Below are 15,280 nucleotides of genomic sequence, written 5' to 3' on the forward strand. Positions count from 1 at the left end.
ACCCATTGCTACGATTGATTTAGACAGCTTGAATTTTCAAATTAATTAGTAGTTTTAATCCTCACAAACACGAGCTGTTAAGCACTGCGTTATGAGGATCTTTCGTGAGAATATTGTAAGCCCTGAAAACCTTTTTGTTGTTAAGGAAGAGCGTTTTAAGTATAACGACTTCCCTTTTCATGCCCATGCCGAGTACGAGATCATTTTGATCTTAGAAGGTACGGGTCAACGAATAGTTGGCGATAGTATTACCGAATTTTCGGCCGCGGACCTTTGCATGTTCGGCGCTAACCTGCCCCATACTTTTTACACCCGTGGCCTCAGCAAAAACGAGGCGATAAAGCAGGTGGTTATCCAGTTCAATGAGAACTTTTTAGGCGCCGGCTTTTTCGACCGGAAACCTTTCATGGCCATTAAAGACCTGTTGCAACGCTCATCGCAGGGAATTGTATTTAATGAAAAAACAAAAGCCGCTTTAACGCAAAAGATAACCGCGCTGGTAAATAAAAATGCTACCGAAACGGTTATCGAATTGCTTAATATCCTGCATCTGCTCTCGCAGTCGGCAGATTATACGCTATTGTCAAGCCCCGGATTTTTGCACGACCTTAACTTTGACGATTCATCAAGAATGAGCAAGGTTTATGATTATATCCTTGAGAATTTCAAAAGGGATCTTTCGTTGGATGAGGTGGCCTCGGTGGCCTATTTATCGCCATCGGCATTTTGCCGTTACTTTAAAAAGTTTACCCGCAAAACCCTGTCAGAATTTTTGATAGACCTACGGATAGGCTACGCCTGCAAGCTGTTGCAAAATAACAATATGGGTATCTCGCAGATCAGCCTTGATTCGGGCTTCAATAACGTATCTTACTTTAACCGCAAATTCAAAGCCGTAAAAGGCGAAACCCCGATGGAGTACCAAAAGCACTTCCTAATAAAAAGGGCAAACTAACCGGCTATTTATCTTCCAGCCTTTTTATCACGTACGGCGCAATGATCTGTTTTGAGGCCTCAACGCCGGGATGGATACCATCGGGCACGGCTTTGATATAGGCATCTATACCTTTATCAAGCAGTTCTTTCCAGTGCGGGTAATGATCTATCAATAGCAGTTTCCTGGCTTTTGCAACATCCCGGTACATTTGGTAATAAGCCAAAATATTGGGGCGTGTTTGCCCGTGCTCATTTAATGGGATATTCATGGTCTGCAATATCACCTCGCACTCCGGTTTATACAATTTGATCCGGTCGATCATGTAATTAAGGTTGAGCCTGGCTACCTCAACATTGGTCTTGTAATCGGCAAAAGCGTCATTCATCGCAAACTCGATCAGCACGGCATCAGGTGCTTTTTTGATGACGCTATCCTCCAGGTTCTGCACGCCCCAAGTGGACCACCTGCCGCCTTTGGCAGTATTAATAATGGTTAGTAAGCCATTATATTGTTTATTTAAAGCCTTATTGACGGAATCAACCCAGGCACGGCCACCCTCTGCCTGGGTAAGGCTGGTGCCATAGGTTACCAATGTTTGGTGCTTACCCGCGGCCAGGTTCCGGATCAATTTTGATTGGGCAAAAGAGGCACTGAAAGCAAACAAGGCACAGGCAACAAGCGCTATTTTAAAGATTTGATTTTTCACAGGCATAGAATTAAGGCTATTACAAATATTAAAAACCTTTTTATCAATTTAAACTGTTACAGGCACATAAACTGTATATCCGCGTGGTGGTGCCCAAAAATCGGCCCAGCCATAAACATTGGTTTGCTTGTTTTCGGGCATGGCGGTATCGGTATTACTCCACCATGCAACCGGGGAAAGCTTCTGGTTTTTCCATTGTGTTTTAACCCAGGTACCATTCCAGGTATGGGCCGTATTTAAAACATAAATAAGGCCCGGCTGTTCGCCCCATCCGCCGCGCTGAATAATGTATAAGTTATCATCAGCGTGCAAAATAGTAGTATTGCCGCCGGCGTATTTTTCATGGGTCTTTATCAGCGCGTCTATCCCGTTAGCTGTCCCTTCAAGCGCCAGGTTCCAGTTAAAATAATCCTGCCAGAAAACGCAGGGATAACCCTCATGGGTCAGGATATAAGAATAAGCCAGCATTTTATCATTGACTACCGCGTCTCCTCGTACCACGTCATGGTTCTCAACAAAAGTAACTGCCGTACCCGCAAAGCCATCTGTTAGTAAAGTGCCGCGTTCAGTCAAAGTTTTTAAACTGAAATTAGGATCCATGCAAAGATCTTTCAGCCTGTACCGCAGCGGGAAATCAAACGCGTTGATAGGGTTGTCGTTCCAGGTGTTTACTTCGGCGAGCCAGTCGTAGATATTACGGTCGCTGTCCCAGCATTCGCCCACCCCAAAAGGATTAAATTCGGCATTGCCCTTCAGGCTTCTCATCTCCTGTATAGCTCTTACCATCCAAGCACCATAGCCTTTTACAAAATCGTATCTAAAGCCATCCACATCAATATCTTCTAACAGCCAGCGCGAATATTCTAAAACAGCGGTATAAACATCGGGGTTACGATGGCAAAGGTCGGGCATGTCGCTAAATGAACTTTCGTCCATGGTTTCATACCTGCATGGATGAAAGCACTCCCAGTTCCGGGGGAATTTACCGCTTGCCGGGTTGAAGCTGGTTTTGCGCGAAACATTATCCATTTGGTTTATTTCAGGTTCGCCGCCGTCATTATGGTTAAGCACCATATCAACATAAACGTCAAGTTTATGTTGATGCGCGTTTGCTATCAAAGCTTTTAATTCCGCCTCATTACCGAACCATGTTTTTACACCGCCCTTCTGGTCAAAATCGCCCAGGTCATAATAATCAAAAGGGTTATATCCCATAGATCTTTGCTGGGCGGCTTTGCCAATAGGGGGGAGCCATAAGGCCGTAAAGCCGGCCTGGCTTAATTCCGGGGTTTTATCCTTTAAAAAGTTCCACCATTCAAATTCACGGTTCTCCTGTTCGGGACAATCCCAATAAAACGCCTGTAAAATAACACCCATACGGAAAAAAGATTTATGTGATAATTATAGATAAAATAACCCGTTTTGAAAACCCAGTAAAACAAACTTGTAACCAACAGGTATTTTTATAGGTCTTATGTTATAAAAGCCGGAGATGACACGCATTGCACATAAAGTATTAAGGCTGACATTTGTTTGTTTACTTTTAGTAAAAGGCAACTTTTTGTTAGCGCAGGTAACTAATTCACCGCTGCCATCAAACAGCCTCGACAGTATCCCTGCCCTCATGAAACGTTATAAGGTGCCCATTGTTGCGGCGAGCCTAATCGAGAGTGGTAAGATAAAGCAAATGAAAGTATTTGACCGTTTTGATAATGGCAGATCTGCCCCAATAAATACGTTATTTAATGTTGCCTCTTTAACCAAACCGGTTACTGCACTAACTGCTTTAAAACTGATGGATGAAGGAAAACTTGATCTGGACGAACCGCTTTATAAATACTGGGTAGACCCTGACCTGAAAGATGACCCCAGGTATAAAAAATTAACAACCCGCATTATATTAAGCCATCAAACCGGTTTCCCTAACTGGCGTTCGCAAAACCCGGATAAAAAGCTGGCCTTTATGTTTGATCCCGGCACCAAATACGGTTATTCGGGCGAGGGGTTTGAATACCTGCGTCATGCCCTGGAAAACAAGTTCCACCGCACTTTACAACAATTGGCCGATGCTGCCTTGTTTACCCCTTTGGGGATGAAAAGCACCCGCTATGGATGGAGTAACCAGTTAGATTCTACCCGCTTTGCCGACCCTCATGGCGATAAAGGCGACAGGATAAAAATGGTTAAGATCACCCAAACTATTGCTGCCGACTGGCTGGTGACTACCATAGGCGATTACACTAAATTAGCAATTGCTGTTTTAAATGGCACCGCCATATCTCATAAAACATTCGCAGAAATGGCAACCCCGCAGGTAAAAATGAAAGAAGGCACTGTTGAAAATATGGGGCTTGGCTGGGAGGTAATGATGCCGTTAGAAAGCGGCGGATACTTGCTGATGCATACCGGGTCAGACGATGGTGTGAAAACTTTGATCATCTTATTGCCGCAGTCTAAAAACGGTATCATTTTATTTACCAACAGTAATAATGGCTTTAACCTGATCAAAGCTGTCATAAAAAGCACGCTGCACCTTAAAGAACTTACACCTTAATAAATTGGTTTATATTTATCATTGCTAAATTGCATAGACCATTATAAACCTGTATATGTTGCCAATGCCGAAAAACAGTTTGCTGCTTTTATGTTATGCGCTTTTGATTTTATGTAGCGCGAATAGTTACGCGCAAACGCAAATAGCCGCCGATCTGACTATCAGGAAGAACTTGTCAAACGACCAACTGCTCACACTGGTGCAGAAACAAACCTTCCGCTACTTTTGGGATTTTGCCCATCCCGTAAGCGGCATGGCGCGTGAGCGTAACACCACAAGCAGAAGCTTTGGCGATAACGTTGTAACAACCGGCGGCACAGGTTTTGGTATTATGGCAACTATTGTAGCGGCCGAACGTAAATTTATTCCACGAAAAGAAGCCGCCGCGCATACCTTGAAGATCATCGACTTTCTGTTAAAAGCCGACCGCTTTCATGGCGCTTATCCGCACTGGTTAAATGGCGAAACAAGAAAAGTGATCCCCTTTAGTAAGAAAGACGATGGCGCCGATATTGTAGAAACATCATACCTGTTTCAGGGCTTGTTAACCGCACAGCAATATTATACCGCCAATAACGCTGTTGAAAAAGACATCCGCGTAAAAATTAAACAATTATGGGATAATGTGGAATGGAATTGGTTCACCCAAAACAAAAACGTGCTGTATTGGCACTGGAGCCCTGATTACAACTGGGACATGAATATGCCCATAAAGGGATGGAACGAATGCTTGATCACCTATGTAATGGCTGCTTCTTCGCCAACGCATGCTATCAGTAAAACCGTTTATACCGAAGGCTGGCCGGGCAGTAATACTTTCATCAACGGTAAAACCTATTACAATAAATATACTTTGCCTTTGGGGCCTGATTATGGCGGACCGCTATTCTGGACCCAGTATTCTTTTTTAGGATTAGATCCGCATGGGTTGAAAGATCAATATGCCGACTACTGGCAGCAGGCTGTAAACCATACCCTGATAAACCGGGAGTACTGTATCGAAAATCCGTTAAAGTATAAAGGCTACGGTATTAATTGCTGGGGCCTGACAGCAAGCGATAGCTGGCAGGGCTATTCGGGGCACTCGCCCACAAATGATCTTGGTGTAATTACACCAACGGCGGCCTTATCTGCGTTTCCTTACGCGCCGCAATATGTCATGCAGGCCTTACGGCATTTTTATGAGGACCTGGGCGATAAGATCTGGGGCGAATATGGTTTTATCGACGCCTTTAACCAACAGCATGACTGGTATGCAAAAACCTATTTGGCCATAGACCAGGGGCCGATAATAGTAATGATAGAAAATTACCGCACCGGCCTATTATGGAAGCTTTTTATGAGCAACCCGGATGTTAAAAACGGGTTGAATAAGCTGGGCTTTAACGCGCCTGCGTTGCATCATTAACTTGCTCTGTAAAAAACCTGTCGCAAATAATCAGCAGATAAAAAAGTTTTTAACTTGCAGGCTGCTTTTAACCACAATAAACCACCTGATTATTTTATAGATAGACGTTTGCTATGCTGAATGACAAACATTTATCGGCAATTTAAACTATATGAAGAAAACGCTCCTCCTTTTAAGTTTTGCGGCATCATCACTTGCGGCATCGGCGCAGGTAAAGCCGGCAGAACTTCCGCAAAAAACCGCTTTCCAGACAGGCAGCCCCTGGATCCCGCAAATTGATGTACGATCTGATATGGCCATTGTTTACGGTACCAATGATCATCCGAATATGACCTTCGAGCAGCGAGTACAGTCATGGCGGGATCATGGTTACCAAACCGCTTTTATGACCGGTATTGCCTGGGGCAGTTATGACGATTTCTTTTTGGGTAAATGGGATGGCGTAAACCACCTCGACCTGGCACAGGTTGAAAAAAACGGCAAGCCCATTATGCACGGCCATAATATCCCTTATGTGGTACCTACCGATGTGTTTATTAAATACATGCAAACCGCGGTAATGAAACGTGTTATTGACGTAGGTATTAAAGAGATATTTTTAGAAGAGCCCGAATTTTGGGCACGCGGCGGCTATAGCGAACCTTTTAAAGCCGAATGGCAAAAGTATTACGGCTTCCCCTGGAAACCACAGGACGAAAGCCCGGAGAACACTTATCTTTCAAGCAAGTTAAAATATCACCTGTATTATAACGCTATTAAACAGGTGTCAGACTATGCTAAGGCTTACGCCAAAAGCAAAGGCATCAGCATAAATATATATATCGCTACGCACTCGCTGGTAAATTATTCATCGTGGCAGATAGTAAGCCCTGAAGCCAGCCTGGCATCGTTGCCCGGTATTGATGGTTATATAGCCCAGGTTTGGACAGGCACCTCGCGCGAGGCGACCTATTTTAACGGAGACCGCAAAGAGCGGGTTTTCGAGAACGCTTTTCTTGAATATGGGTCGATGGTATCTATGACCGCGCCTACCAAACGTAAACTTTTCTTTTTAACAGACCCGATTGAAGATGCCCACCGCGATTGGGCAGACTACAAGCGTAATTATCAGGCGACATTTTCTGCCAAGCTATTGTATCCTGTGGTTGCCAATTACGAGGTTATGCCGTGGCCCGAGCGTATTTACACCGGCAAATACCGCTTAGCCAACAGCGACTCGAGTGTGTACATCCCTAAATATTATTCTACCCAAATGCAGATCATGGTGAACTCTTTAAACAGCATCCCGGTATCTGCCAATAAAGTAACGGGGGTTAACGGTATTGGGGTATTGATGAGTAATTCGCTGATGTTCCAGCGTTTCCCTACGCACAATGGATTTGAAGACCCGCAATTTTCAATTTTCTACGGACAGACCATGCCTTTGGTAAAACACGGCATCCCGGTACAAACCGTACATATGGAAAACCTGGCTTACCCGGCTACCTTAAAAGATATCAAGGTGTTGGTGATGAGCTACGCCAATATGAAGCCTATCAGTGCTGCCATACATGAGCAACTAGCGGCCTGGGTAAAAAAAGGCGGTGTGCTGATCTATGTAGGTAAAGATGATGATCCTTACCAATCTGTAATGGAATGGTGGGACACCAAGGGCAATAATTTCACCGCGCCGTCACAGCATTTGTTTAAACTACTGGGTATTGACCCTGCAAGCGGCAAACAAAAATTTAAAGTTGGCTTAGGAACTGTGTACGTGATGAGGGAAAACCCTAAAGACTTTGTAATGCAGCCTAATAATGATGCCAGTTACCTCAACACGGTTAAACAAGCTTATGAAACCGATAGCAAAGCCGGTAAACTGGAATTTAAAAACAACATGTATTTAGAGCGTGGCCCGTATGACATTGTAGCGGTACTGAATGAAAACGAGGATACCAAGCCTTACACGGTTAAAGGCCCGGTGATAGACCTGTTCGACCCGCAATTGCCGGTGCTTGCAGAGAAAGTAGTTAACCCCGGCGAACAGGCTTATTTATATGATGTAAAACGTGTAGTAAACAAAGCTAAGCCACAGGTACTGGCATCGGCATCAAGGGTGTATGACGAAAAGGTTCAAGCCCGTGAATATAGTTTTGTAGCCAAAAGCCCTGTAAATACAGTAAATGCTACGCGCGTGCTACTGCCGGCAAAAGCTAAACAAATTACACTTACCGACAGTAAAGGTCAAACCATCACCAATGTGCAAAGCTCTTGGGATGCATCATCAAATACCCTTTTCCTGGGTTATGATAACAGCCCCGACGGGATCCATGTAAGTTTAAGCTGGTAATCATAAAATGACCAAAAACAAGGGGTAGAATCGATCAATTCTACCCCTTGTGCGTTTAAGCCGGTAGTTCTATTTGGCCAAGATATAAAAATTCACTTCGCCGAATATTTTAAAGCCCAGGTCTTGGTATACTTTAATAGCGCGGGTGTTGTCATCACGTACGTGCAGGAATGGGATCTCGCCTGCTTGCTTGATGCGGTTAACGTGAAATTGCATCAACTGCCGGGCATAGCCTTTACCATTATGATTGGGGTGGGTACAAACAGCGCTGATCTCGGCATAGGGTAACGGGTTTAGCCGCTGACCGGCCATTGCAACCAGTTTATCTCCCTCAAAAATACCGTAATAATGTCCAAAATCTATGGTATGCAATCCAAAAGGCCCCGGGTTGGTGAGTTTGGTAAGTTCAATCATCTGTGGTACATGGTCGTCAGTTAGCGCAACAAGATTAGTGGTGTCCACATCAAACGCATCACCGGTATATACCATCTGCCAGCCGGGAATTTGTTGTAATACCGTCCACCTGCTTTGGGTGATCGTCCTGTCCCGTGAAACAAATATCAGCGGGTTCTGGCGCGAGATCATATCATAAGCCGCGTCAAAATTTTCCTGCGAATCTTCGCTGAACCCTATAAATGGTGCAACGTCTTTATCAAAATATTTAACAGGGCCGCTGCCTTTGGCAAGCGTTTGATTCCCCGAAGCCAGAGCATTAAAGATCGGATTGTCCAGTACGTGTTTCATCACCGGCAAACCTATAAAAAAAGAACCTGAATACCGGCCGCTAAAAAGCCAGCACCAAACTTTTACGCTTTTATTACTGTTGTAGTATCATGAAATATTTGATATTAGGTTGCGCGTTAGGCTTGTTGATGGCATCATGCTCGTCGCCAAAAACCAAAATAGATGCTACAGATAGTTTAACTAAAATGGATACACCGGCAAAAGACACCGCGGTAAATAACAGCAAAGCAGATGTATCCTCATTATGTTTCCTGAATACAGAAGGCAAAGACAGCACCAGCATTGAACTGGTTATACACGGTGATAAAGTAAGCGGGCAAATGAACTGGCTGCCCTACCAAAAAGACAGCCGCAAAGGCACCTTAGCGGGCACTGTAAAAGGAGATACCATCCACGCCGTTTGGAGCTTTATGCAGGAAGGGATGAAAGATACTTTAAACTTAGATCTTCAATTAAAAGACGGAATATTATCGCAAAAATCGCTTAAGTTAAATACCAGGACAGGTCGCCAGCAAACGGATGGATCTGCAGGTTACAGTATCATATATCATTCGGCAGATAAGCTGCATAGCCATTAAAACCGGTTGGTTTTGCGTTCGTAGGTTTCTCTTAGTGCAAGGCCCAGTATCACGCCAAATGCAGCACCCAGGCCAAGGTGGTGTAAAACTATCCCCCAACCCATGCCGATAATAAAACCAATCATAAACACGGCGTCTTTTTTCCTTTTGCTTTGCACCCGGTAAAAATAATAAAGATCAGGCTACTATCCGGCATTTACCTGACGATAGTGACACTGCCGCTCATCAGCTTACGGCCGCTTTTGGTATTGATAATGTAATAATACACGCCAAAAGGCAGGTCGGCACCGTGCCATTTGCCGTCCCAGGGTTTTGGATAACCGATGGACGAAAAGACCTTTGCGCCGTACCGGTTAAATACATCAACGGTAGCACCCGGATAGGTGTTTAAATACTGGATCTCCCAGGTATCGTTTATGCCATCATTATTAGGCGTAAAAGTATTGGGCACGATAATGTTTTTTAAAACCGATATGGTAACCTGTGCCGTCGCCGAACAACCCGAGCCCGACGACGTTACCGTAAGGGTATAAGTTGTATTTTCTGCCGGCATAAAAACAGGATTTGCAATCGTCGCATCGCTGATACCTGTTGTTGGCGACCATGAATAAGTTAAGTTATTGCCGGTAATTGTTGGGTTCAATTTTAACTGGCCGCCCTCAAATACGCCGGCTGTCGCCTCCATGCTAATGGTTGGCATGGCGGTTACCGAAACTTTAAAACTGGTGGTATAGGTGCAGCCTGTATTATCCACAAATGAATAATTAATGGTGAAAGACCCCGCCCCGGAAACTTTAGGATCAAACACCCCTGCGGATGTTATGCCCGTACCTGAAAAAGTTGATGTGCCGTTGGTGCTGGGCGTAGCTATAATATTTACAGGCGCGTCGTTTTGGCAGAGTACGATTGAGTCGGCAATGGCGCTGCCGTTGTAAGTAAGTGTAGCTGTCGGGATAGGATTAATGGTTACCGTTTGCGGTAATGCATCGCTGTAACATAATTGCCCGGTGTAGGCCCGTAACACCACATGGTAAACCTGTGGTGATGTGGTGGCGTTTAAAGGATACATGAAATGATAGATCTTATCGCTCCGCAATTCGGCTTTATCAAAAGCTATTGTAGTTGCCGGGTGATTATCATTATCCAGGATCCATTCAAGCCGGGTAATATTGCCAATGGCGGGTTGTGAATTATCCTGAAAAGAAACACTGTCGCCGTTGCAAACTTCGGGGCTAAGCACGGTAAAAGTCGTGCCCGGGTTTTGGCTGTTAACTGTAAATAGTTTTGAAGCATGGCCCTGCTGGCAGGCACCCGGCGAATTGACGATGAGTTTAACAGGATAACTGGCGGCTTTGGTATAACGGTGTACAGGGTTTTGTTCTGTTGATGTGCTGCCATCCCCAAAGTCCCATTGGTAGGTTAAACCTGTGGTTGTACCATCAGGCGCTAGAGACAGGTTTGTAAACTGTGCGCCATCCAGTTCGCAGGCATCGGGTAATGTAAAATCAGCTGTGGGGCCGGTCAGTACGGTAATACTTTTCGTATAAACATCGCTCACACAATTTGCTGCCGAAAATACCTGCAAGGATATTTGGTGAACGCCCGGGGTAGTGAACGTATGCGTAAACGGCGCATTTGTGGTCATATCAACCTCGGGGGTATTGTCGTCAAAGGTCCATTGCCATTTGGCTATGGTGCCGTTAGTTATGGTAGAATGATCTGTAATTTTAACGGGGACATCGGGGCAAGTTGTAGCCGGCGCGTCAAAAGAGGTAGCCAATTTTGGAATAACCGTTATATCCTGGCTTTTACTTGAAGAACATCCGCCGTTGTTGGTAACAACCAGTTTTACAGTATATGTTCCGCCTTTAAAAGTGTGCAGCGGGTTTTGTGCTGCAGATGTGCTGCCATCTCCAAAATCCCAATACCAGGACGTTACGATTGAACCGGTAGATGTATCTGTGAACTGAACATCATTTAATAAGCAACTGGTATTGGTTCCGGCCTGTGCAAAATTGGCGATAGGACATGATTGTGCATAGCCGGTATGATCAAAGCCGGCGATAAGCGTAAAAAGCAAAATGAAAAATAACTTATTCCGGTTTATAAAAGCTGCTGCCCCCCTTATACACATGTTTGAAAAATCTAACAAGCTTTAAATATACGTCGCCTTTAATCCGGATATTTAATTGATTAAAAAAATTGGAAGCAGATAGTAATACATTGTTTTATTGGCGAACCGGAATTTATATATGTTAACGGATTTTTACCCTTAAAATTGTTTGATAATTTCTACCGCATTACCCTGCCTACACCAAACTGATCGCCTGCCTTAACGGGTTTGCCGTCTTTAAAATCTATTTCTAAAAGCTTTTCGCTTTCAACAGAATTATAATTTTCGTCTTTTAAAATGGTGAGCACTTTACGGGTTTTTACATCTATCACTTCGCCGCTTGACGGATAGGCGTATTTCCCATCTATGGTAAAAGTTATCCAACCCGGCATATCCTGCAGTGGTATGGTGGTTAATTGCTGATAAGGTTCGACCGCGCTAAACACATGCATGCGCATATTTGCCCCATCACTTAACCATATTTCTTTTTCGTCGGGCGTAAGGCCAATGCCGTGGCTCGGACAGCCATGCCGCCTAACCGAGCCTTTGTCCCAGCCCTCAACAACAACCTGTTTGATCTTTTTGCCGGTGGTCAGGTCGCCAACCTCAAAACCCAGCAGGTCATTACAGTTAACAAAAATGCGGGTTTCGCTACCGTTAATAGTAAAGGGGCGCACAAAGTTGATAAAAGGGCCTACTTCGGCGGTAACAGTATTGGTTTTAGGGTCGGCTATTTTTACCATCGTGTTTTTCAGATCGGCCAGGTAAACATGCTTGCCTGACAGCGCGTAAATGGTATTATGCGACGCGTTAAAACCATCCAGCCGTTTTATGATATTGCCGGTTTCGCAATCCACAACATTCCAGTAATGGCTCTCCAGCGATGGCAGGTACATGGTCTTGCCATCAGGTGCTACGGATAAGCGGTCGCAGCCATCCGGAATTTGCTTTTCCCAGATCAGTTTACCGGTTACCAAGTCTATCCGCTGCAAACCCTCCAATGTAGTAACATATACACTATGCAACGGAATACTTACCCCTATGCCTTTAATATTTGACGGCTGCCCATTAGGGTGCAGGCCCTTAAATGGGATCCGTTTAACAAATTGATGCCCATGATCAATATCAAAAACCAGTAAACCATGACCACCGTAGCCTAAATAATCGCGCACACCCGGTACGGCAGCAAACAAATAACGTCCGTTTAATGGCGTGGCGGCAACATTAACAGCACTTTTTGTTTTGGGGGATGGTTTCCATGATATGATAAAGGCAATAACAGCAACAGATAACAGCGCTGCAAAAATGCGGATCCCGTTTTTCATAACTTATTTATTTTGAGGTAAATATTGGTAATGTTAAGATAATGGGCAATTTTAGTAATTGCAAATACTGATATGGTATTTTTACATAACCGCTGGTTTATTGCGGCGTCAATAAATCATTCCTACCGGTGATATTCAAGCAATTCCATCCGGTTACCAAACGGATCAAGAAAGGTAAAGCGGTCGCGCCCTTCAATAATTGGTTCTTCGTCTATGGTAATACCGTTTGCTTCCAGGTGTTTACGTGCAAAATCCAGGTTAGTAATTTCAAAAGCGGTATGCCTGAACGTGCGCCCGACGGGTTGTTCAACACCTATGTGCAATTGAATATCGGCCATGTTAAACCAGTAACCGGGCTTGTCAAAAATATGGTCGGGCCGTTGGGTAGGTTCAAGCCCGAATACCGTGGTATAAAATTGCCTTGCGGCTTCCAGTTGCTCGGGGGCAACACAAATGTTAATATGGTCGGTACGCTTAAAGTTGATCATTATAATGAATATTACTCGTGCTCGGCAAAGGTAAGCACATAGCCGTTGTTGTCTTTTATAGAAAATTCGGTAGCGCCGTAAAAGGTGGTTTCAAGTCCTTTTAAAACGATTACTTTGTCTTTTACCTGCTCAAAAAAGCTACGGATATCTTTTAAATTGATGTATAACAAAAGCGATCCGCCATCCTGTCTTGATATCTCCGGCAGATCATCTGCCAGGCTTTCGTAGGTTTGAAACATCATGGTCACGCCGCCGTTTACCATCATGGCCCACACCAGGTCATCACCCATTTCGGGTACCGACATGGTGATCTTAAAACCAAGCGACTGATAAAAAGTGATGGTCGCTTTCATATCATTAGTGAAAATATTGGGCGATAAAGTTTCCATTTTTTAAGATTTGTCACTTGTAAAGGTAACGGATTTCTTAATTTTATCCCATTAGGAAAAATCAAATTCAACGGATTTAATGTCGGAGTAGAGACGCAATACGTTGCGTCTAAAATTGCCATAACCAAATTAAAAGAATAATTTGCGCAGTGGGAGATCAGTACAGTGGGAGACACAATGTATTGTGTCTCTACAAAATTCAAAAACTAAAAAATGCAAACTGAAATTAAACGGTGCAGTTGGTGCGGAACAGACGAACTATACGTTAAATACCACGACGAAGAATGGGGCAGGGAAACCCATGACGATAAAATACTGTTCGAGTTTTTAATTTTAGAAGCGGCACAGGCCGGATTAAGCTGGATCACTATTTTGCGCCGGCGCGAAAATTACCGCAAAGCCTTTGCCGATTTTGACGTGCATAAAGTCGCCGCCTTTGATAACGAAGATGTAGAGCGATTGATGCAGGATGCAGGTATTATCCGTAACCGGTTGAAAATACTGGCAGCCATAAAATGCGCTCAGTTATTTATCGAAATGCAAAAAGAGTTCGGCTCGTTTGATAAATACCTGTACGGTTTTATGCCTGATGGTAAAACCATTAATAATTTATCGGGCATTACACCTGTTACCACAGAGATATCTGATGCCATAAGCAAAGACATGAAGAAGCGCGGCTTTAAGTTTTTTGGCAGTGTTATCTGCTATGCTTTTATGCAGGCTACAGGTATGGTTAATGACCATATACCGCAATGTTCATTTAAATAAACCGGTAAATTTTGGCAGCGAAGCACATCCCCATGCATCAACTTAAACACAGGGCCGACAACGGCCTTGAGATGCGGTATTTTAGCCTGGGTGATGAGCCAAAAGAAATTGAACCGATAGGCGCACACCGCGACGACCATTACTTGTTTTTTCTGCTGGACAGCGGCTCTGCTTCGCTGATGATAGATTTTCATGAGCTGCATTTTAGCGGATATCGCATTTATTACATCTTGCCGGGGCAGGTACACCACCGTATCAGCAATAAAGTTGCCCAGGGATGGTACCTTGCGGTTGATACTGCTTTAGTACCAACCGAATATCGTGACGTATTTGAAGGGCGGCTGCTGTTGCAGCAACCGATAAGCCTGGATAAACAACAATATGAGCAGGCCAATCAGCTAATGCATTTGCTCAATGAAAAATTCAGGGAAAGCAATGAAGACCCCTTTCAGTTACAAATAGCTTATTCACTTATGCAGGCCTATGCAGGTTTAATTGCAGGATATTATTGTAAGGAAAATGATGATGCCGCAAAAGCTTCACGTTCGGCAGAGCTGGCCCGTCAGTTTAAAACCCTGCTTGCAGATAATCTGATCACCCATAAAAGCCCGTCGTTTTACGCGGGACTGATGAATGTAACAGAAGGCTATTTAAACGAGGTGCTGAAAAAGATCACCGGTTTCTCAGTAAGCAATTTGATCATGAACGAAGTGATGCTTGAAGCCAAGCGACTTTTATTTTACAGCACGCAAAACGTCAAGGAAATTGCACATACACTGGGCTACCAGGACCATACCTATTTTTCGCGACTCTTTAAAAATTCGCAGGGTGTAACTCCGCTTGAGTTTCGGAACAAATACCTTAAATAGTCCAATCATTGTCGCAATACTGCTAATTTATTTTGTATTTAAACCCTGTTTCTTTGTATTATAAAAATATAC

15 protein-coding genes are annotated in these 15,280 nt (G+C 44.0%); 7 read left to right on the top strand and 8 right to left on the bottom strand.

The features are described 5' to 3' along the window. The first annotated feature begins 91 nt into the window (after positions 1-91). Complete coding sequence (locus FO440_RS05780) at positions 92-955, top strand: AraC family transcriptional regulator (protein WP_144247264.1); 864 nt, start codon at positions 92-94, stop codon at positions 953-955. A gap of 4 nt (positions 956-959) precedes the next feature. Here FO440_RS05780 and FO440_RS05785 read toward each other — a convergent pair whose 3' ends face one another. Further along, positions 960-1,643 carry an SGNH/GDSL hydrolase family protein gene (locus tag FO440_RS05785; protein ID WP_222103930.1) on the bottom strand — a complete coding sequence of 228 codons (684 nt, stop codon included), beginning with the start codon at positions 1,641-1,643 and terminating at the stop codon, positions 960-962. Between the two features lie 48 nt (positions 1,644-1,691). Continuing rightward, positions 1,692-3,020 carry an alpha-amylase domain-containing protein gene (locus tag FO440_RS05790; protein ID WP_144247266.1) on the bottom strand — a complete coding sequence of 443 codons (1,329 nt, stop codon included), beginning with the start codon at positions 3,018-3,020 and terminating at the stop codon, positions 1,692-1,694. Positions 3,021-3,135: 115 nt separating this feature from the next. On the opposite strand from FO440_RS05790, the gene FO440_RS05795 reads away from it, so the two are divergent. The 3 genes from FO440_RS05795 (at position 3,136) to FO440_RS05805 (ending at position 7,934) form a co-directional block, all read left to right on the top strand. Continuing rightward, positions 3,136-4,197 carry a serine hydrolase domain-containing protein gene (locus tag FO440_RS05795; RefSeq protein WP_144247267.1) on the top strand — a complete coding sequence of 354 codons (1,062 nt, stop codon included), beginning with the start codon at positions 3,136-3,138 and terminating at the stop codon, positions 4,195-4,197. 64 nt (positions 4,198-4,261) lie between these two features. Continuing rightward, positions 4,262-5,605, top strand: a complete 1,344-nt coding sequence (locus tag FO440_RS05800; RefSeq protein ID WP_144247268.1) for a glucoamylase family protein — start codon at positions 4,262-4,264, stop codon at positions 5,603-5,605. A gap of 151 nt (positions 5,606-5,756) precedes the next feature. Continuing rightward, positions 5,757-7,934 carry a hypothetical protein gene (locus FO440_RS05805; protein ID WP_144247269.1) on the top strand — a complete coding sequence of 726 codons (2,178 nt, stop codon included), beginning with the start codon at positions 5,757-5,759 and terminating at the stop codon, positions 7,932-7,934. Positions 7,935-8,003: 69 nt separating this feature from the next. Here FO440_RS05805 and FO440_RS05810 read toward each other — a convergent pair whose 3' ends face one another. Next, positions 8,004-8,678, bottom strand: a complete 675-nt coding sequence (locus FO440_RS05810) for a GNAT family N-acetyltransferase (protein WP_144247270.1) — start codon at positions 8,676-8,678, stop codon at positions 8,004-8,006. Between the two features lie 89 nt (positions 8,679-8,767). On the opposite strand from FO440_RS05810, the gene FO440_RS05815 reads away from it, so the two are divergent. Further along, positions 8,768-9,256, top strand: coding sequence for a hypothetical protein (locus FO440_RS05815; protein ID WP_144247271.1), 489 nt, complete (start codon positions 8,768-8,770; stop codon positions 9,254-9,256). Here the strand turns inward: FO440_RS05815 and FO440_RS24970 are convergent. The 5 genes from FO440_RS24970 to FO440_RS05835 form a co-directional block, all read right to left on the bottom strand. Continuing rightward, complete coding sequence (locus tag FO440_RS24970; RefSeq protein ID WP_262711482.1) at positions 9,253-9,381, bottom strand: hypothetical protein; 129 nt, start codon at positions 9,379-9,381, stop codon at positions 9,253-9,255. The genes FO440_RS05815 and FO440_RS24970 overlap by 4 nt on opposite strands. A 71-nt stretch (positions 9,382-9,452) precedes the next feature. Next, complete coding sequence (locus FO440_RS25035; protein WP_186292578.1) at positions 9,453-11,336, bottom strand: PKD domain-containing protein; 1,884 nt, start codon at positions 11,334-11,336, stop codon at positions 9,453-9,455. Positions 11,337-11,548: 212 nt separating this feature from the next. Continuing rightward, a complete protein-coding gene (locus FO440_RS05825) occupies positions 11,549-12,694 on the bottom strand; it encodes a YncE family protein (RefSeq protein WP_144247273.1) in 1,146 nt (381 codons plus the stop codon). 122 nt (positions 12,695-12,816) lie between these two features. Beyond that, positions 12,817-13,182, bottom strand: a complete 366-nt coding sequence (locus tag FO440_RS05830) for a VOC family protein (RefSeq protein WP_144247274.1) — start codon at positions 13,180-13,182, stop codon at positions 12,817-12,819. 11 nt (positions 13,183-13,193) lie between these two features. Further along, on the bottom strand, positions 13,194-13,571 hold the full coding sequence (locus FO440_RS05835) for a VOC family protein (RefSeq protein ID WP_144247275.1): 378 nt from the start codon (positions 13,569-13,571) through the stop codon (positions 13,194-13,196). Positions 13,572-13,784: 213 nt separating this feature from the next. Here FO440_RS05835 and FO440_RS05840 point away from each other — a divergent pair, with 213 nt between their 5' ends. Both FO440_RS05840 and FO440_RS05845 read left to right on the top strand, forming a co-directional pair. Continuing rightward, complete coding sequence (locus FO440_RS05840) at positions 13,785-14,339, top strand: DNA-3-methyladenine glycosylase I (RefSeq protein WP_144247276.1); 555 nt, start codon at positions 13,785-13,787, stop codon at positions 14,337-14,339. A gap of 32 nt (positions 14,340-14,371) precedes the next feature. Beyond that, the gene (locus FO440_RS05845) at positions 14,372-15,208 is read left to right on the top strand and encodes a helix-turn-helix domain-containing protein (protein WP_144247277.1); all 837 of its coding nucleotides are present in this window, start codon (positions 14,372-14,374) and stop codon (positions 15,206-15,208) included. The last annotated feature ends 72 nt before the right edge of the window (positions 15,209-15,280 follow it).

This window comes from Mucilaginibacter corticis, assembly GCF_007558865.1.
GTDB lineage: Bacteria > Bacteroidota > Bacteroidia > Sphingobacteriales > Sphingobacteriaceae > Mucilaginibacter > Mucilaginibacter corticis.